The sequence below is a fragment of the Paenibacillus melissococcoides genome (assembly GCA_944800085.1).
Classification (GTDB): Bacteria; Bacillota; Bacilli; order Paenibacillales; family Paenibacillaceae; genus Paenibacillus_B; species Paenibacillus_B melissococcoides.
Genome location: CALYLO010000001.1, coordinates 1593525 through 1612150, shown reverse-complemented (window position 1 = coordinate 1612150; position 18626 = coordinate 1593525). Strand labels below are relative to the sequence as shown.

Below are 18626 nucleotides of genomic sequence, written 5' to 3'. Positions count from 1 at the left end.
AGCTGCTTCCTATAGGTAATCCCCCGTTCCAAAGCATCAACCGGCGAACGTGATTGCTTCATCATCTCGGCATATCTTCTAAGACTCTTCCTGACGCGCGAGCAATTCGAGCAGAAACGGCTTCAAGTCAATGATGCGCAAATGCTCCGGCTTCCGATCGGTGCCGCAAATAATCAACGGCACGAGCGACTCCTCGCTTCGCATCGACCCGTGGCCCCCGCCGCCTTTATGCGTCGGGGAGCTTCTGTCCGCCAGCTCATAGCCCGGCTTCGCGGTGACGACGAGGAAATCTCCCTCATGGGAGTGCAGCGCCGCCGATAAGCGCCGCAGTCCGTCCGGATATTGACCGTAGCCAATCTTCTTCGCTGCGGAATCAATCTGCAGATCCATTACCTTCGCGTCGCCTTCGATCGTCCATGCTTGCCCATAGGCATCGAGCAACGGCCCGTCCGCACGGTACCGCATCTCCTGTCTCTTATTCCCTGGCACCGCATGTACCCAGCCGGTTTCCTTCCACGCGATAATGTCGATGCGCGGATCGCCAGACAGCGCTTCGACTACCTTTCGGAGCGGCTTATCTTTGCCATTTGTGTAAATATAGGCCATCGTCTCATTGACCGCGAGAATCAAGTCGGTCTCATCGGACACGGCCTCCCCCGGACGCAGCACGTTATAGCCGGCAAGGAGAGAAGGCAGCTCGATGACCGGATTGTCCCGGGCAGGCAATATGGAGGTCATGCCGCTATCCCCGGCAATGACAAATACCGCCTGCCGCAAAGCGTCTTCCATCGACCCGAATTCCTCTAGCAAGGAGCGAAGCTGCCGGTCCACTTGTTGGACGCCCCTTCGTTCCCCGGGTCCATTCTTGTGCAGCTTCTGATCCAGATCCGGCAAATAGACAAATAAGAAATCCGGCAGTTGGTTGTTGCTTATCAAGTATCTCGCCGCTTCCACGGAATATGCATTATTCAACCCCAGACGACGGGTGATGCCGTCACGAAGATCGGCCTTCCCCTCGAACGGGTTGGAAAATGCGCCAAGCGCCAACAGATCGGGGCCAGTCACCTCTATCTGCCGCGGCAAGGAGGCAGGACGCTGAATCCAGGCGGGAATCGATAAGGTATGCTTCTTCGTCCCCCGGAAGATCAACCCGTTAATGGAGCCGGCTGTCTGCCCGCGCCGTGCCAATTCCTCATAGATGGTCGGGACTTGGGAATTCAGATGCGAGCCGTTAAGGTCCAGCAAGAGATCTGTCAATACCGGGTTAATGCCGTGCTTCACCACCTCCATCGGGCCCGTCCCGTAATTAATGACTTTCTTCTCGGACGCGGAATACCAGATCAGTCCCGGGATTCGATGTTCGTCGGGATACGTTCCCGTCAGCAGAGAGCTGTCAATCGTAACGGACATCGTCGGAAAAGAAGAGACCATGTTCTTATAGTATTGCCCGTGCTCGACAAGAAATTGGAACGCAGGCAGCTCATTCCGTTCAATGCCCCGATCGATGGCTTGCGCCATCAAGGAATCGATCATCAGATAGATAACCTTCTTGGAACCGGTGCCTTGAATGGACTGCAGTTGGATTCGCTCTTCCTTCGCTTTCTGTTCCGGCTTCTGGCATCCGGGAGCGATGGCCAAGATGCAGAGCAAGACAATCAGCCGGCTCATTTTGGTCCGCATGAACGCGTCACCCACCCTATAGATGAAATAGGTTACGAGCCAAGAGCTTGGGGAAGCCGACGGATCTGCGAAGAACGGAAGACTTCCCCTGCTCGCTTGGCATGAATAACCTCATACAACTATAGGGTGCGAATTAAGCGGGCTTTTATGCTATTTTGTTGGAAAATACGCCGATAGAGCAAGCAGCCAATGTGCACATTCCTCCATCTATTGCCCCCCGGACGGCTTCAAAGGCGCCGAAAGATACGGGAACTTCACCTCCGGGTACTCTGCGCTCGGTCCCTGCAGGAGCTTGCCCCCGGTTCCCTTGAGATGCTTGTTGAAGAAGTCGAGCACATATTGATGGATGATGTCAATTCCTCTCGCCCCCTTCATGCTGCCCGCCATGCCGGTATAGCGGAGCAGATCCGAGAACAGCGGGAAATACGTGAAATTATAATGGGCCGCCCCTTCGAGATACACCAGCGTCGCTCCCTGCTGCGACACGCGATCGATCAAGCTGTAGTGCTTTTTCAAGCCGTGCAGCATCTCCCGCGTTAAGTACATTTTCTTCAATTCTTCGTCCGTGATCGTCTCGTTCATCTGCTCGATTTGCCGCCTTCTCGCCATAAAATCTTCCGCTTCCATCAATAGAAACGGCTTCGGTAGGGTTCCTTTGGCGTCCACATGATAAAGAGCGCCATCCAGCGCCTGAAGATCGCGAATCTCCGCGCGCCTTCCGTTCACGTCCGTCAAGATAAGACGGCTGACGCCGTGCGCCTGCACATGCTCATGCAGATTGGGCATAATCATCCGCATCGGGCCCGCATCCGTCTCCAACTGCCATATCCACACATCATGATGCTGGCGCACCTGCACAATCCGGCTCACCTGAGGCAAAAAATACCGCATGCGCAGTTCCTTCAGCAGCTCGCGGCGGCTCTCCTCGTCCAGCTCGTACGGCTCCACGATCAGGCCGATTTCCGTTCCGTCCTTATCCCGCCGCGCTCCCTTGCAGCATGCCGCCTGCCGTGCGGCTCAGCGAGACTTGCTCGGGAGCCTATAGATTGACTTGCTTCGCGCCCTGGTCCGTCATGAGCCGACAATCCCCCTCAATGGTGCCATCGAACAGAAATGTCTCCTGGAGCAAGATGCCGATCTGCTGCCGCAGAGCCTCCTGCCTGATCTGGCGCAGGTCGATGCCGTCGAGCGTAATGCGGCCGCTGCTCGGATCATAGAAGCGGCAGAGCAGATTGATCATCGTCGACTTGCCGGCCCCGGAATGGCCGACGAGGCCGATCATCTCTCCGGCCTTCACCGAGAGGTCGATATCCTTGAGCACCTTCCGGTAAGCCTCGTAGCCGTAGCTGACCTGCTCGAACGGGGGAGAGAAAAATGAGGGGCTTCTGCCTCTCCTACTCCCCAATCTCCTCGATGTCAAATAGCTCCTCCACCGCCACGCCCAAAGCCCGGGCTAAGGAGATTATCTTTACATACGATCCTTGCGTCTGCCGGTCAAACCGGGATATGTCATTCTGTAACAATCCAGCCCTCTCTGCAAGTTCGGCCTGGGTCCAGCCCCGCTCTTTGCGCAATTTCTCTAGCTTTGGGGTCCCTTTCAACTTCGTCATTGTCTATTGGTATTAGAAAAGAGCTGCGAAGGATGAAAAAGAAGACTTGACAATCGTGTTGCTTATTGCCTCCATCAAACACTGTTACGATCGTTTTCAAGTGAGCCCTTAGGGGGCTTCCCGGCCCCCTTCCGAAGAGGGATTCTGTGAAAAGAATGTCGGACCGAGAAACCGTCCAGACTTCGTGGCCTTTTCCAGGAGCGACGGGGCTCCTACGCCGCGTCCAAATCAGGTTGGAATTTGTGCATTGGAAATATATTCGGGATGTCATGTGGCTCTGGAGGCATATCATGTTAGTTTCACCGCAGCTTTGGCACAATCATTTATAGCAATCTGTCATATTGTAATATAGAAAGGAGGTGGCTTAAATGAGACGTCATCGTAGAGCAATCACTGTTGTTCTTAAACGGGGGCAGAAAGTATTGGTAGTGTGCAAAAAACGCAGACATTGTTGCTAATTATTTCCCCCGGCTGACGGCTTGACGGCGGTGCTCCTCCACGTGTAACCCGTAGGAAAAAAGGGGGTGTCCCAAAGGCAGTGCACGCTGAGGCGGGGGAAGACGGGATAACAGAGAATATTGAGGCGAGAAAAAGCGGTGGAAGATGGATAATACAGTGAAATGCTGCGCTAACGCAGGAATTTACGCCCTATGAGTCGATATTCCATTAAATTCCTGCAAAAGCACATTATTTCCCCCGTTTTTTTTGCTTTCTATCTCTTTCATATGTTGAATTCATGCGGTTTTGCAGGAATTCCTGCAACGAATTCAACGTCATAAGGGAAAACTGCGTTTATGCAGTTTTTTTGGCAAGTCGAGCTTTGAGGTCAGGGGGCTGTCCCACGGTAGCGAAAACTACTTGTGGGACAGCCCCTTATCTTTTCCGTATGGTTCCCGAGATGAATTTACTATCATTGGAAAATACAGTAAGGTGGGATTGAATTGCCTCGGTACATAATGGAGTGGGATTGCATTTCAACTTAATATATGGAACACCCGCTACGAATCCTCTTCTTGTTCCCTCCCCTGTCCGGGCTGGAGGTTCCTTTCACGGGAACCACGCGGAATGGAGAGATCAAGATATTGCACGAGAACTCTATACCCGCTACGGTCGAATGCGGAAGCATGGACTCCGCCCTACGCATGTCGATTCGCATCACCATATCATTTGGATAATCGAGTCGTGTATTCTCTCGTTAAAGAGCTCGTGCAGTACGAAGAACTTCCTTTGCGGCTGCCCTCCAGTCGTCCAGACCCTGATCTTCCATGGATCACGGGTGAACTATTTATGTATACGTACGATAGCCAGACAGGCGTCCCCCGCCTCTTGAGCCTGCGGCGCAAAATCCCGGAAGGAATAACCGAGCTTTTATGCCATCTGGCTATGTTGACGATGACGTCCGCCGGCTGTCCACCTGGACGACGGCCAGGGAAAAGGAATTGCTCGTATTCATTGATCCACAGGTTGTCGCATGCATTGCAGAGCTTCAAGCCCATGGAATACTTCAAGTCATTCATTATGGCCAGTTCCCAGCCATCCGCTCCGTCCTGACGCTCGGTAGCAGACGCTGATACGTCAGGAGACACGCGGGAAAAAGAGCCGTAGGACATGACTTCGCGGCTCACAGTGTTAATCCCGCCTGGACGTGGGCGTACCACTGCCGCCGATGATCTGGCCGGCTACTGGTTCGCCGTTGATCGCAGCCGTATTGGAAAAACAAAAAGGAGCCCTGCTCCGCCAGCAGGGCAGTAAATAAGACGACCTATAAGCACGGACGCATGAGGTGCCAATCACCCAATCATCTTATCGCTGATTTTAATAAATAAATGCGCGAGACACGATTACGAGCAAGATAAACAGAACCAAGATTACACCAGTTGAAGTGAAAAGATGATGACATCCGTAACCTTTGATATCGCTCATCAGGTTGCCTCCTCCTTTATCAAGGATATGTCACCATTATATTGGATTAATTTCAAGATTGACTTGGTTATAGCCCGTAAAGCAAAAATTAGGCGGCAATGACAAGTCCCTTAGCCATGCCAAGGGTTTCCCTGTACTCATAGTAAAAAAAGGAGCCCCGCCCGTTTTTACTGAGTGATGGACAATTTTCGCTCCTTGGCACTCCACTTTACCCGGGCCCCGAGCGCCTCGGCTACTTTCGCTCCCGATAATGGATGCATTTCTGGGACTGGAGATGAAATCGGCCACAACAGCAAACAGTAAGATATTTAGCAGCGTCGTCCAGCCCCCAAAGGCGTAAGTTGATTAGTGCATTTTCTTGATACGGCTAAAAAATACGGTTTGCCCCAGGACTGCTCTATCTTCCTGATGCTCGCTTATACCGGGAATTTTACCAATAAACGACAGCCTCATCACAACTCAAGTCAACCATCCAAGCTGCCGCGCCTTCTCGATCGCTTCCACCCGGTTGGAGGCTTGGAGCTTGGAATAGATGTGGATCATATGGGTCTTGACCGTGGCAACCGAAATGCAAAGCCGCTCCCCGATCTCCTTGTTCCTCAGGCCCGAGGCCGCGGCATGCAGCACCTCGAGCTCGCGCTCGGTCAGCACATCTCCTCCGCCGGAATCCCGCTTCCAGCACGAGCTGACACGCTGGATGAACGCCTTTTCCTTCGCCAGCAGATCCTGTTCCTTCTCCTGAAGCAGCCAATGAAGCGCCTCCTGCGCGGCTTCCCCGTCCAATAGGTAGAGATAGGCAATCTCGTTCGCATAGCTGTAATGAACGGCTTCACGGATGAGATTCAATATTTCGGGACTCGGACGGGAGCCTTCCTGATGCAAAATCATAATCTTGTGCAGCAAAGCATCGACCAGGAGCAATGGAAGCTTATGCTTGCGCGCCTCCATCAATATATCATCGGTCTGCTCCAGCGCTTCCTCCGCTTCTCCACGGGCGGCCAGCACTCTGGCATAGAGCAGCCGCTCATCATAGCGCAGCCGGCATCTTGCTTCTCCTTCCTGCACGCGTGCCAGGAACCGCTGCAGCAGCTCGGAATCCGGATCACCGAGTGACAACTGGTATCTCAATAGCGATAGATGGTAGTAGGGATGATGGCGGAACGCCGGATCGTCCCCTACCTTTCTCATCAGTTCCGCCGCCGCCCGCGTATCCCCCCGCAGCAAGGTCATTTCTAACCGGTTGTAGGCATACCCCATTTCCATAGAAGGATAATTGCCAGGAAGCCGGCGCTCCACCTTTCCGAACCAATGTTCCGCCTCATCGAGCCGCATCATTTTCATATAAATGCCGCCGATTCCGATCAGATACGTCGCCATTGCCGGCGCGAGATAAGGATGATCCTCGGTCAATTGGAACAACGAGGCATACAGCCGTTCGCAGGCGGCGAATTCGCCGATGGCTTCAAGAAGCTGGCACTTGCACGTCAACGCGAAGAAGCGGATATACGGATTCGGGCTGCGCTCCTCGAGGGCCAGCGCCTGCTCGACACAATGCAGCGCTTGCGCATATTGATCTCGGAGACCGAGCATCATGGAGCTCGTTACATAAATAATCGCCCTCGTCGGAGCAGACAATCCGATCGGTTCCATCTCCTCCAGGGACAAGGGCTCGAAGTCCAAGCCGGGACCAGGTTCGTCCATGAAGAAGCGGGTGAACTGCAGGATGCTCCCATCCACTTCCCTGCCGGGCTCCGTCTGCAGCGATTCCAGCACCAGTCGGCATTGTTCGAACTCCTGATTGCAGAAATGGTAGAACAGCCGCTGAAACAGCAAATCCCGGTTAACGCTCAACCATGCCAACGGAATCTGCCTCAGCAGCACCCAGCCCTGCATCGACTGCGGCATGCGGGCGATGACGTCCATCGCTTCCGGATACCGGCGGGCCTGGATATAATGCTTGACGCTCTCGGCCTGGTCGCCCCGCTGCTCGTAGATTGCCGCCGCCTTGGCATGCAACCCGCAAATCGCTTCCCCTTCCTCAGACAGCCGATATCGCAAAAATTCGCCGAATACATGATGATACCGGTATAAACCGGCTGTCTCGTCAATCGTGACCAGGAACAGATTTTTGTCCTGCAGCCGATCGATGAACATCCTCGCATTCCTTATCCCGAGCAGGCCATTGCATATCGTTTCATCGAAATAGCTAAGAATGGACGTATGCAGCAAAAACCGCGTCTCTTCCCCATCCAGCGAACGAAGAATTTCATTGGATAAATACGTCACCATATATTTGTTGAGCCCGCTGCCATAACCGGGTCTTATGGGACATCGCAAGCGCGAGAAGCTGCAGTCCTCCCGCCCAGCCTTCCGTCTGCTCATTCAATCGGCCTGCCGTATCATCATCCACCTCCAATGCCAACGTCTGCTGCAGAAACTGAGCCGCCTCTTCATCTGAAAATTTCAGCTCGGATTCGTTGATTTCCGCATATTGGCCATCCATCATCCATTCACCCAAATACAGCCTCGGCGCTTCACGGCTCAGCAGGACGAACCGGACCTGCTCCGGACTGTACTTGATGAAAAATTCCAGAGAACGAAGCACCTCCTCCTTATCGAGGACATGAGCGTCATCCAGGACCAGCGTCAGCCCTTCCATCTGATGGAGCTGATTCACGATCATGGTCAAGATCGTTTCCATATCATGCTTGTGCGGGATCGCTTCGAATACTTGGTTCAAGTCATCGGCGCTCCGGCCCAGATCCTCCTTCAAGGCCCCCAACACGTAGTGCCAGAACGAATACAGGTCATTATTGTCCTCGTCCAGCGCAATCCAGCGGAAATGACGCTGGCCCGCCTCCTTCATATAGGAGGTAAGCAGCGTCGTCTTCCCGCTCCCGGCGGTTCCCTGCACGACAACGACCTTGTATTCCTGCACATGCCGCAGCTTGGCGAACAGCCGCTCTCTCCGAATATAATGCTTGCGCGGAACCGGCGCCATAAGCTTGGCGGAAATCAACCTGATGCGATCCATTTCTCCTCTACCCCACTTACTTGTGTACTGCCGCATGACGGGAACCCAGCAACTGGGAATCCGCTTCTCTTACTATACCACGCCGGAGCCGATCGCACGTATCAATATCTTCCTGCCTGGCATCTTCTTCTGCAAATAAGGGCGCCGGCCGCGAACAGAATGCCGGACAGAACCAACACATAGACCAGAGGCCAGACCGCGTCCGCATACGCAGCCCCCCGTTCCAAGCTGGTCACGGCAGCCATATACTGCCGCTGCGGAAGCCAATAGGTCAGCGCGTTCATCGCTCCTTCGTGCTCTACGGTGTAGAAGCCGCCGGACAGAAGCGAAGTGACAAGAATCAGGCTGGAAGCCGTCGTAACCGCATTGTCAATCTCGTCGATACAGACCGTGATGAACAGGGCAAACGCGGCGGCCAGCACGGACAATACGGCGATAAGCCAGCCGTATTGCAGCAGCGTGAAGCCGATATCCGCACGCAGAAGGAGGCTTGCTCCCGCAATGCACAGATAGGCCGGAACGCTGATAAGAAGGAAGCAAAACAGAGCCTGAACCGCAAGATAGCTCATGACGGACAGCGGAGAAGCCGCAATTCGCCGCAGCGTGCCCTGCGCCTTGTCCTCCGCAAAAAAATTCATGTAGAACATGCCCTGCAGCAGCACAAACATCATGAGAAAGCCGGCAATATTCGCCCCGGCGCCCCGCTTCTCCGCTGCCGGCAGCGGCTGCTCCGGATGCTCCAGCGCTTGGCGCACCATCGCGGCATACGCGTCGCTCTTCATCGTCTCGATCGTATAGCTCCCGTCTCCTTCATCGATGATGACGGCATCATATTTGTTGCGGACCAGCTCGGACTTGCGCGGAACTTCCGCGAGCCGCTTCACCTTGAATTCGTGCATACCGGCAAGGGTAGCCTCTCCCGGCTCGGAAGCGGCTGTTATGAAGGCGATGCTGCCTCTCGAAGCATTCGCAGGTGTCAACAGCAGCGCGGCGGCCACAGCGGCGATCGTCATCACCGCTGTAATCGCCACAATCGCCTTGCGGCTCATCAATCTCAACCAATTAAGATGAAAAACATATGCCATTTCCCTCATACATAGTCCTCCGCATGAAAAATTCGGCTGCAGCCCCACAGCAGCAAAAGCGAGCCGGCGGCGAAGCCGCCCAGCACCGGCAGCGCCATGCCGGCATCCTGGTCGTAGATGACGCGGAAGACCGCTTCCGCCACCCATTTCACCGGCGAGAGAGAGGATAGAATTTCTGCTGCGCGGCCCAGGCCCTCCCACTGGAAGAACAGTCCTCCGATCAGGGCAAGCAGGTTATTGACGAAGCTCAAAATTTTATTGCTCGTCTCCTCGCTCTGGCAGAGGCAGCACATCAGCACCCCGAGCGCGGAGGAGAATAGATTGAAGCCGATAAGAATCAGCGCGACCACGATCCAGCCGCTCCCGCCATAATGAACATCAAGCAGCCAATGGGCGAGGGCGATCAGCAGCAGCATGCTCAGCGTCGAGAAGCAGAAGGTGGCGGCGATTTTCGAGAGATACAGATAGGAAGTCCGCACCGGAGCATGCAGAATCCGCAAATTGCTCTTCTTCAAGCTTTTCTCCATGAAGCTGTTCGAGGCTATCATCGATACGTTCAGGGACGTAAAGATGAGAATGGTCACCCCGTAATAATCGTAGGAGGAGACTTCGCCGCCGCCATAGATGCCGCGGGCCAAATATCCGAGAATGAGCATCAGCAGCAGCGGGAACACCGAATTCGACAGGAGAAGCACCGGATTCAACGCCAGATTAACGATGTCGCGCTTCAGAATGACGAGGAATCTGTACAGAGTTGACGGCATCTGCGTCCACCTCAATCCCGCAGCGTCCGGCCGGTCAGCTTGAGGAAGACCATTTCCAGGCTGGCGGACGCGCTCGTCATATTAATAATTTTCATTCCCTGACTCATCAGAAGCGCAATGATTTTGTCGAGGTTCTCGATTCCTTTTAAGGTCGTAATCCGGATGCGGTTATGGTCCACGTATACCTTCTTCACGCCATCGATTCGGTACAGCTCATCCGGATCGGCGACGCTGGCGTCCTCCACTTCCACATCGTAGAGTTTCTCTTCCTCGAGCTGCTCCTTCAGTTCGTCTCTCGTGCCGCTGGCGATTATGCGCCCGTGATCGATGATGATGATGCGGGTCGCAATCTCTTCGACCTCTTCCATATAATGCGTCGTATAAATGATGCTGGCCCCCTCGTCACGCAGCGCCCGGATCGATTCCAAAATATGATTGCGCGATTGCGGATCGATGCCGACGGTCGGCTCATCCATAATGATGAGGCGGGGCTTATGCGCGATCGCGCAGGCGATATTCAACCGGCGCTTCATGCCGCCGGAGAAGGTCTTCGGCTTCTCCCGCTTCCGCCCGGACAATCCGGCGAAGTCGAGCGCTTCCTCCGCGGCACGCTGGAGCGCTTCGCCCCGCAAGCCGTACAAGGAGGCGAAGAACCTCACATTCGCCTCAGCCGAAATACTCTCGTATATCGCGATATCTTGCGGCACGATGCCGAGGCTCTCCTTCAACCGGGCCGGATGCTTCTCCACTCGCTCCCCCTGGAACCGGATCTCTCCGCCGTCATATCGCAATAACGCGGCCAAAATGTTGATGGTCGTGCTTTTCCCCGCTCCGTTCGGACCGAGAAAGCAAACGATCTCTCCCGAAAAAATCTCGAACGAAATGTCCTGCAGCGCCTGGAAATCGTTGAAGCGCTTCTCCAACCCCATCACCTGCAATATCGGTTGACTCATGCGTATCCCTCCTTCTGGCCTTCATGTTACGATGAAGAGACAAAAAAAGAATCAACCGTTCGGTTGATTCCGAAGGTTGATTCTTGTCCCCGGCTCGGTCACGTTGCTTGGCCGGCCGGTTGGGCATGCTTGTGGATAAGAGAAATCTGGCCCGCATGCAGGCCGGTATGATATAGCAGACGGCTGACCGCCTCCAGCGGCGTCGAGGCTCCCATCGGCGAATCCACCGCCGCATGCCAAGCCTCCTCGGGCAACTCGCGCATCGCTTCCGTGACGTGTTCGTTCGAGGCGCGCAGCAGGGCCAGCAATCCTTCCCGATCCATGAATTCGTCTCGTTCCTGGCCTGCCGCAGGCCCGCGGCTCGTCAGGATCTCCAGCCCGGGAGGCAGGCCGCGCCGGAAGAACCATTCCGCGAACAAATACTCGACTTCCGCATTATGGCGGAGCATATAACCGATCGAGGCGGCCCCGATCCGCAAGCCCAGAGCGTCCTCTGGCAAGCTGCTGGCCATATTGTAGAAGCGTTCATGAAGCGTGTTCCAGATTACGGCTACGGATGAATAGGTCACTGCTTTCGGCTCCTTTCCCATTGTCCGGTCATGTGGCGGCTTGCTTGGCGGATTGTGTATGCCCATCCCGGGCGACATGCTCGAAACGGTCGGCGTTCAGATCGATATCATACGCCTGGCCGAAGCCCGCAACATACCGGCCCTCCAGCGGAGTAAGCTCGAACAGCGAAAAATCGAGCCCGCGCAGCACCCGGATCATGGGAGCGCCGAACGAGGCTTCGAACTGTTCGAACAGCTCCTCATGGCCTTCATTGCCGATGTTGACGGCATGGCACACGAAGCGGGCGCGCTCGCGGGCGAACAGGTTCGCCGAGTTGGATTCATCTTCAATCAGCATGACATCAACGTCCGGATTGGCCTCTACATGTCGATAATGATTCGCAATGCGGCTAATATAGATATACAGCCTCCCGTCCTTCTTCACGAACGGCGCATAGGAGACAAAGGGCCGGCCGTTCTCGTCGATCGTGGCCAGCATCAACGTCTTCACGCGATCCGCCAATTTCATATATTGAAGCTTAACCGTTTCGTTATCCAATGGCTTCATGAACATCCCCCGCTTTTCTGTTCCATTTTTGCAATACATGAATCCGCGGACTATCGCTGTCCAGCCAGTAGTGGATCTCGGTCTCCACGCCGTACACGCTGCGGATAAGCTCCATCGTAAACACATCCTGCGGCGTGCCGTACAGGCGCAGCCTCCCGTCCTTGATTACACACACCCGATCGCTGTACGCGCTCGCATGGTTCAGATCGTGAAGCACCATGACGACCGTAAGCCCCAGCTCGCGGTTCAGCGTGCGGACGAGTTCCAGCACCTCCAATTGATGCGCGATGTCCAAATACGTGGTTGGCTCATCGAGCAGCAGCACCTTCGGACGCTGGGCCAACGCCAACGCCAGCCAGGCCCGTTGGGCTTCTCCCCCGGATAAGGAGGCGACGAGCCGATCCTTGTGTCTCTGCATGCCCGTCTTCTCCAAGGCCCATTGAATCACCTCTTCATCCTCGGCGTCGAGGCGCTCATACCATTTCTTATGCGGCATGCGGCCGTAGCTGACCAGTTCTCCTACCGTCATGTCCGCCGGACTGGCGTTCGACTGGCAGAGCATGCACATAAGACGGGACACTTGCTTCGTGCTGAGCGAGCGCAGCTCCCGTTCGGCAATGCATACCCGGCCGCTCTCGCATGGAATGAGACGGGTCATCGCCTTCAGTATCGTTGATTTGCCCGAGCCGTTCGGGCCGATAATCGAGACGACTTCCCCTTCCTTCACATCGAGGGAAAAGTTATGAACTACGGTGTTATCCGCATACCGGATGTTCAGCGACTGTACCTTCAGCATGAGTCACGCTCCTCCTTTCCGCATCAAATACAGGAAGTACGGCCCTCCCACCATCGCCATGATGATGCCCGCGGGAATCTCCAGCGGAGCGAATGCCGTGCGTCCGATCGTATCGGCCACGAGCAGGACGAGCGCGCCGAGCACGAGGCTCATCGGCAGGCGATAGCGGTAGTCGGAGCCGATCATCATCCGGGCGATATGGGGCACGACAAGTCCGACGAAGCCGACCAGACCGACCGTCGAGACCGAGATGGCGGCCAGATAGACCGCGATAAAGGACAGCGCGAACCGGATGCGGTTCAGATTTTGCCCCAGATTATGGGCGGTCTGCTCGCCCAGCCGCAATATATTGGCCTGCCGGATGCAAAGCAGCGCGGCCAGCCAGCCGGCAAGCGAATACGGGAGGATGACGGCGACGTCCCGCATCCCGGTGCCGGACAGGCTGCCGTTCAGCCATTGCAAGGCGGAGGGAAGCTTATCGCTGTGCAAAATCGACAGCAGGCCGATGATGCCTCCAAATACCGCATTGACGGCAACCCCCGACAAAATAATGCGGACCGGCGTAAATCCCCCTTGCAGCTTCTTCCACGCTAGGGCATAGACCATCACGGCCGCAATCCCGCCGCCCGCAATCGCGGCCAGCGGGATCATGGAAGCATACCCGGGAACGACCAGCATGATGAACAGCACGGCGACGGCAGCGCCGCTGGACACTCCCGTCAAGCCCGGGTCGGCCAGCGGGTTCAGCATGACGGCTTGCAGCAGCGCGCCGGATACGGCCAGATTGGCGCCAATCAGGAGAGCGAGGAGGACGCGCGGTATCCGGATGTCCCACAGAATCGTGTCGGCGGCGGCATCCCCGCGTCCGAACACGGTCTGGAGCGTGTCGAGCGGAGACAAGGCGACGCTGCCTATGCCGATGGAGAGCAGCACCGCCGCTCCAAGCAATACGGCCGCACCTCCGACCAGGGCTGTCTTGCGCATCTGTTTGTTCTCCGTCACCGTCCCGAAACCTCCGTCTTAGTCATATAGGATGCGTGCCATTTCCTTGTAAGCTTCCGGCGCCTTGACAATCGAAGCGATGCCGAACAGCTCGAAGTCAAGGGAAGCCATCTTCCCGTTCTGGAAGGCGTTCAGCTTCTCCCAGGCGCCGTTCTTCTTCACGTCCTCCTCGAACTTTTTGGCGACGGCATCCGGGTCGCCGTGCGCGACGAGCAGAATGACGTCCGGATTCGCCGCGACGATGCTCTCCATATTGAACGGAACATAGGCCTCTGTGAGCTTCAGCTCTTCAGACACGACATTGACCGCCCCCAGGTTGCGCGCCAGGCTTCCGGCGAACGTATTATCGTTCATCAGCATCAGCGCTTCCGCCGAGCCAAAGAGGAACATCACCTTGGGCGCCGGCTTGCCCTTCACCTGCTCGATCGCTTCACCTTCCTGCCGCTCAATCTCTTGCAGAAAAGCGTTGGCCTGGTCTTCCCGGCCGAGCAGGCGGCCAAGCGTCTTCGTCGACAGCTTCAGCTGCTCCAAGGAATCGACCGGCAAATAAGCGCTCGGCAGCGAAGCCGGTCCGAGCTTCTTCTCCATGCTGTCCTTAATCGAAGCCGGCCCCAGGACGACATCCGGCTGCAGCTTCGCGATCTGCTCAAGATCCGGCTGATGAGACGAACCGATGCGCGGGACCTCTGCCAACGACTCCGGCAGCTTGCTGTTTGTCGTCGGCACGCCGACCGGTTCGACGCCCAGCTCATGCAATATTTCCGTAATCGAGACGGATAACGTCACGATACGGGCAGGCTTCTGCTCGCCGAACTGCTTCAACAGCTCCGCCATCTCCGCATCGCCTTCATTCGCCGCTTGCTCGCTGCCGGCCTCGCTGTTATTGCCCTCAGCGCCTTTCTCCGTCTGGGCGGCGTCACCGCTCGCGCCTTTGTTCTCCTGCCCAGCCGCTTGATTCGGCGCCGCGCTCCCCGCTTGATCTGATTCCGCTGTGCCGCAAGCCGCCACGACCAGCATCAGTAGCAAGATAATGACGGCCGCCCTTCCCCTTCTATGTATCATTCTATGAGCTTCCTCCCTTATAAATGATAATGAGAATCGTTATCTATTAGATGATAACGGTTCTCATTATATCTTGTGTGAGAATCTTTTTCAATTAAAATTTGAAAAGAATTTCCTCATCAAAAAAGGGAGGATCTCCTCCCCCCTTTCAGCGCGCATTATTTTTCAGTTACAAATTGCTCGATCCGCGCTCGTATGGCGTCGCGAACGGCCCGGAACTGCCGCATGATCTCTTCTTCCGTGCCTGTAGCCTTGGCCGGGTCCTCGAATCCCCAATGCCATTTGATCACATTCGGATTCGCAATTACGGGACAATGTTCATCCGCATGTCCGCACAAGGTAATTACATACGCAGCGCGGTTGAGAATCTCCGGATCAATCACGTCGGAAGTATGGCTCGTCATATCAATGCCGGATTCCTGCATGACTTGAACGGCTCTTGGATTCAATCCATGAGCTTCAAGGCCTGCGCTGAGCACTTCATAACGTTCTCCGCCAAGATGCTTCAACCACGCATCCGCCATTTGGCTGCGGCAAGAGTTGCCTGTGCATAAGAAATAAACGAGCGGCTTCGTCATTTTTCACGACTCCTTATTCAGAAAGTATGTTCTCTCGATCCATCGCGCGACAGAGACCAATCCAATTAATACAGGCACCTCAACGAGCGGACCGATAACGGCGGCAAACGCCGCCCCTGAGTGAATGCCGAACACGCCGATGGCCACGGCAATCGCAAGCTCAAAATTATTGCTCGCTGCCGTAAAGGACAGCGAAGTGCATACTTGGTAGCTTGCTCCCGTCTTTTTCGATAAGAAGAAAGAGACAACGAACATGATGACAAAGTAAAGAATTAGCGGGATCGCAATCCGAACGACATCCCAAGGGAGACTGACAATCATGTCGGCCTTCAACGAAAACATGAGAATAATCGTAAAGAGCAGCGCAACTAACGTTAACGGGCTAATCTTCGGTATAAACTTCTGAACATACCATTGTTCTCCTCTGGCCCGAACGAGAATCAAGCGCGTCAGGAAGCCGGCTACAAAAGGAATCCCTAAGTAAATGAACACACTCTCCGCAATCTGCCCCATCGTAATGTGAACTTCGACACCCTGAATTCCGAACCATTCCGGCAGAATCGTAATGAAGATGTAGGCAAACACGGAATAAAACAAAATCTGAAATATGGAGTTAAATGCAACCAGACCTGCTGTGTAGTCCGGATCGCCCTTCGCCAGATCGCTCCACACCAGGACCATCGCTATGCAGCGGGCAAGACCGATCATAATCAGGCCGATCATATACTCCGGCATATCGCTTAGAAGCAGAATGGCCAGGATAAACATAAGTATCGGGCCGATTACCCAGTTCTGCACTAGAGATACGAGCAGCACCTTCCAATCCTTGAATACCCGGCCGAGCTTCTCATAACGAACCTTCGCCAGCGGCGGATACATCATAATAATCAACCCGATCGCGATCGGAATCGAAGTCGTGCCGACCTGCATCTCGGTCAACGCGCCGGATACGGTTGGAACCAGACTCCCCAGCAGGATGCCGATGACCATCGCCGCGAAGATCCATAATGTCAGGTAGCGATCCAGAAAAGACAATCGCTTGCTAGGCTGACCCACGTCCAATCTCCCCCTCGTTATCTTGGTTTACACGGCAGACCGCCCAGAATCGATACTGCCTCTTCTCCTAACTCCGGCAAATGCGCTAAAGCTTCTTGAATATAGGGCTTATCCTCGATCGTGAGCGAGTAGTAAATCCACTGCCCTCTTCGTTCCTCCCTTACGATTCCTCCATCCTTCAGCTTCCGCAAATGCTGGCTGATATTCGGCTGCGTCGTCTTCAAAATCTCAACGAGATGGCAGACGCACGCCTCCTGGCGCAATAAGATGGAAATAATGCTCAAACGCGTCTTATCGCCCAGCAATTTGAATTGATCCGCCATTGCGTCAATCGTAACCATAGCAATATGCCTCCTTCGATTCGTGATCATTATATAAACAAACAATGATATAATCAAGTGATTATTTAGTTATGTAGTTCTTCTGTGATAATGTCACCCTATAACTGTTCTGAGATAATGTCACTATGGGACAGGAGATAATGACATTGACGAAAGCAGAAATGAAGAAGGTACCCGTTGTGGAGAAAATCATAGATGGGCGGATGACCAATAGGGAGGGAGCGGCAGCGCTTGGTTTATCAGAACGCCAAGTCATTCGGCTGAAGAAGAAATACCAATCCGGAAAAGGGGCACAAGAACTTATACACAAGAATCGGGGGAAACGGCCACGCCCTACCCAATGAAGTGAAGGAACGAGTCATTGAGTTGTACACAGCCAAGTATTACGGAAGCAATTGCTGTCACTTCGCAGAGCTTCTGCAGGAGCGTGAATCGTTGACACTGAGCGCTTCCAGCGTGAGACGTATCCTTCTGGCTAGTGGGCTTAAGCAGGCCAAGCAACGGCGCCGCAGTAAAGCCCATCCGCCACGGGAACGCAAACCGCAAGCCGGCATGCTGTGGCAGATTGACGCAACTCCTTATGCATGGTTGGAGGATCGGGCTTCATCCTTTACGCTGCATGCTGCGATTGACGATGCAACAGGTACCGTTGTCGGTGCCGTCTTTCGTCCGAACGAATGCCGGGAGGCCTACTCTCTAGTCATGCAGCAAGGGATAGAAAAATACGGGGTTCCCCTTGGGCTTTACAGTGATCGGCATACGATTTTCCGGTCGCCTAACGAAAAGCTGACGCTCGAGCAAGAGCTCGCTGGGGAGACCAAACCGCTCTCCCACTTCGGCAAAGCGATGGCTGACTTGCATATTGAGCACATCAAGGCAATTACACCGCAAGCCAAGGGACGGGTAGAACGCCTCTGGCAAACATTTCAGGATCGCTTGGTGATCGAACTGCGGCTTCTTGGCATCAAGACGCTGGAAGAGGCGAACGCGGCTCTGCCCAGCCTATTGCAGAAGCACAATCACAAATTTGCCATAGAGCCTAAAATGACCGATTCGGCTTACCTGAAACTTGATCCATCTATCGATTTAAATCATGTGTTCACGCTTCGCAATTATCGGCAACTCGGGACCGGAAACACCCTCTCGTACAACGGAAAGTGCTATACCCTTGCCCAGCCTGCTTCCCTTCGTCTAGATGCAAAAACGACGGTTGAAGTGCGGGAGACGTTAACAGGGGACGTATTATTGTGGCACCAAGGCCAGCCCTGGGCACGGAAAGAAACTCACAAGCCACAGCGCAAGAAGTCCTGATCAAAAAAGGCGAGTTCTGCGTCCCCGCGCAAACCCGCCCAGAATCATCCGTGGAAAACCACGTATGATACCACTAAAAATAAGCGTACCATAAAAAACAGTTCGTTCCAAGATGCAATGTATTCACAACATAATAGCTATGCAGAGATCACCTGGTAAAGCTGACCTCTGATCACACAAGTGACATTTTCATAGCACAGTTAAAGTGACATTTTCACAGACGATTGACATACAAAATGATCAAAATAAAGATTAGATAACAATTACGAAAATACCTGCTAAATTTATCAATAGTATAGAATGCTTACTTGCAAT

General features: G+C 54.4%; 19 protein-coding genes and 2 pseudogenes. 3 read left to right on the top strand and 18 right to left on the bottom strand.

What is annotated here, in order from left to right; all coding sequences use genetic code 11:
- Positions 1-78: 78 nt before the first annotated feature.
- The 4 genes and pseudogenes from OCY70_RS07485 to OCY70_RS07470 form a co-directional block, all read right to left on the bottom strand.
- Positions 79-1680, bottom strand: a complete 1602-nt coding sequence (locus OCY70_RS07485) for an alkaline phosphatase family protein (RefSeq protein WP_213430275.1) — start codon at positions 1678-1680, stop codon at positions 79-81.
- Between the two features lie 207 nt (positions 1681-1887).
- Positions 1888-2649: pseudogene (locus OCY70_RS07480) on the bottom strand (DUF1854 domain-containing protein); the annotation flags it as partial.
- Positions 2650-2719: 70 nt separating this feature from the next.
- Positions 2720-3085, bottom strand: a complete 366-nt coding sequence (locus OCY70_RS07475; protein ID WP_249725492.1) for an ATP-binding cassette domain-containing protein — start codon at positions 3083-3085, stop codon at positions 2720-2722.
- On the bottom strand, positions 3075-3290 hold the full coding sequence (locus tag OCY70_RS07470) for a helix-turn-helix domain-containing protein (protein ID WP_213430273.1): 216 nt from the start codon (positions 3288-3290) through the stop codon (positions 3075-3077). Before OCY70_RS07470 ends, OCY70_RS07475 begins: the two co-directional genes overlap by 11 nt.
- Before the next feature lie 961 nt (positions 3291-4251).
- On the opposite strand from OCY70_RS07470, the gene OCY70_RS36030 reads away from it, so the two are divergent.
- Positions 4252-4620, top strand: coding sequence for a ChbG/HpnK family deacetylase (locus OCY70_RS36030; protein ID WP_373871509.1), 369 nt, complete (start codon positions 4252-4254; stop codon positions 4618-4620).
- Between the two features lie 40 nt (positions 4621-4660).
- A complete protein-coding gene (locus tag OCY70_RS07465) occupies positions 4661-4861 on the top strand; it encodes a hypothetical protein (protein WP_213430271.1) in 201 nt (66 codons plus the stop codon).
- A gap of 244 nt (positions 4862-5105) precedes the next feature.
- On the opposite strand, the gene OCY70_RS07460 is transcribed toward OCY70_RS07465, so the two are convergent.
- The 14 genes from OCY70_RS07460 to OCY70_RS07395 all read right to left on the bottom strand — a co-directional run bounded on the left by OCY70_RS07460 (position 5106) and on the right by OCY70_RS07395 (position 17000).
- A complete protein-coding gene (locus OCY70_RS07460) occupies positions 5106-5213 on the bottom strand; it encodes a YjcZ family sporulation protein (protein WP_249725491.1) in 108 nt (35 codons plus the stop codon).
- 459 nt (positions 5214-5672) lie between these two features.
- On the bottom strand, positions 5673-7502 hold the full coding sequence (locus OCY70_RS07455) for a helix-turn-helix transcriptional regulator (RefSeq protein WP_213430270.1): 1830 nt from the start codon (positions 7500-7502) through the stop codon (positions 5673-5675).
- On the bottom strand, positions 7480-8247 hold the full coding sequence (locus OCY70_RS07450; protein ID WP_213430269.1) for an AAA family ATPase: 768 nt from the start codon (positions 8245-8247) through the stop codon (positions 7480-7482). The genes OCY70_RS07455 and OCY70_RS07450 overlap by 23 nt, the downstream gene beginning before the upstream one ends.
- Before the next feature lie 101 nt (positions 8248-8348).
- Positions 8349-9341, bottom strand: coding sequence for an ABC transporter permease (locus tag OCY70_RS07445; protein WP_213430268.1), 993 nt, complete (start codon positions 9339-9341; stop codon positions 8349-8351).
- The gene (locus OCY70_RS07440; protein ID WP_213430267.1) at positions 9338-10096 is read right to left on the bottom strand and encodes an ABC transporter permease; all 759 of its coding nucleotides are present in this window, start codon (positions 10094-10096) and stop codon (positions 9338-9340) included. The genes OCY70_RS07445 and OCY70_RS07440 overlap by 4 nt, the downstream gene beginning before the upstream one ends.
- Before the next feature lie 11 nt (positions 10097-10107).
- Positions 10108-11049 (bottom strand): ABC transporter ATP-binding protein, encoded by a 942-nt coding sequence (locus tag OCY70_RS07435; RefSeq protein ID WP_213430266.1) that lies wholly within the window; start codon positions 11047-11049, stop codon positions 10108-10110.
- Positions 11050-11147: 98 nt separating this feature from the next.
- Positions 11148-11618, bottom strand: coding sequence for a DinB family protein (locus OCY70_RS07430; RefSeq protein WP_213430265.1), 471 nt, complete (start codon positions 11616-11618; stop codon positions 11148-11150).
- Positions 11619-11646: 28 nt separating this feature from the next.
- Positions 11647-12165, bottom strand: coding sequence for a HugZ family pyridoxamine 5'-phosphate oxidase (locus OCY70_RS07425; protein ID WP_213430264.1), 519 nt, complete (start codon positions 12163-12165; stop codon positions 11647-11649).
- On the bottom strand, positions 12149-12961 hold the full coding sequence (locus OCY70_RS07420; protein WP_261944672.1) for an ABC transporter ATP-binding protein: 813 nt from the start codon (positions 12959-12961) through the stop codon (positions 12149-12151). The genes OCY70_RS07425 and OCY70_RS07420 overlap by 17 nt, the downstream gene beginning before the upstream one ends.
- Positions 12962-12964: 3 nt before the next feature.
- Positions 12965-13945: a FecCD family ABC transporter permease gene (locus OCY70_RS07415; RefSeq protein ID WP_373871510.1), complete on the bottom strand. Its 981-nt coding sequence runs from the start codon at positions 13943-13945 to the stop codon at positions 12965-12967.
- A 36-nt stretch (positions 13946-13981) separates the two neighbouring features.
- Entirely contained in the window at positions 13982-15025 is a 1044-nt protein-coding gene (locus tag OCY70_RS07410) for a helical backbone metal receptor (protein ID WP_213430261.1), read from the bottom strand.
- Positions 15026-15183: 158 nt separating this feature from the next.
- Positions 15184-15603, bottom strand: coding sequence for an arsenate reductase (thioredoxin) (gene arsC / locus OCY70_RS07405; protein WP_213430260.1), 420 nt, complete (start codon positions 15601-15603; stop codon positions 15184-15186).
- Between the two features lie 3 nt (positions 15604-15606).
- Positions 15607-16665, bottom strand: coding sequence for an ACR3 family arsenite efflux transporter (arsB, locus tag OCY70_RS07400; protein WP_213430259.1), 1059 nt, complete (start codon positions 16663-16665; stop codon positions 15607-15609).
- Between the two features lie 11 nt (positions 16666-16676).
- The gene (locus tag OCY70_RS07395; RefSeq protein WP_213430258.1) at positions 16677-17000 is read right to left on the bottom strand and encodes an ArsR/SmtB family transcription factor; all 324 of its coding nucleotides are present in this window, start codon (positions 16998-17000) and stop codon (positions 16677-16679) included.
- 146 nt (positions 17001-17146) lie between these two features.
- Between OCY70_RS07395 and OCY70_RS07385 the strand changes: the two are divergent.
- Positions 17147-18470, top strand: a pseudogene (locus tag OCY70_RS07385) (ISNCY family transposase).
- Positions 18471-18626 lie beyond the last annotated feature (156 nt).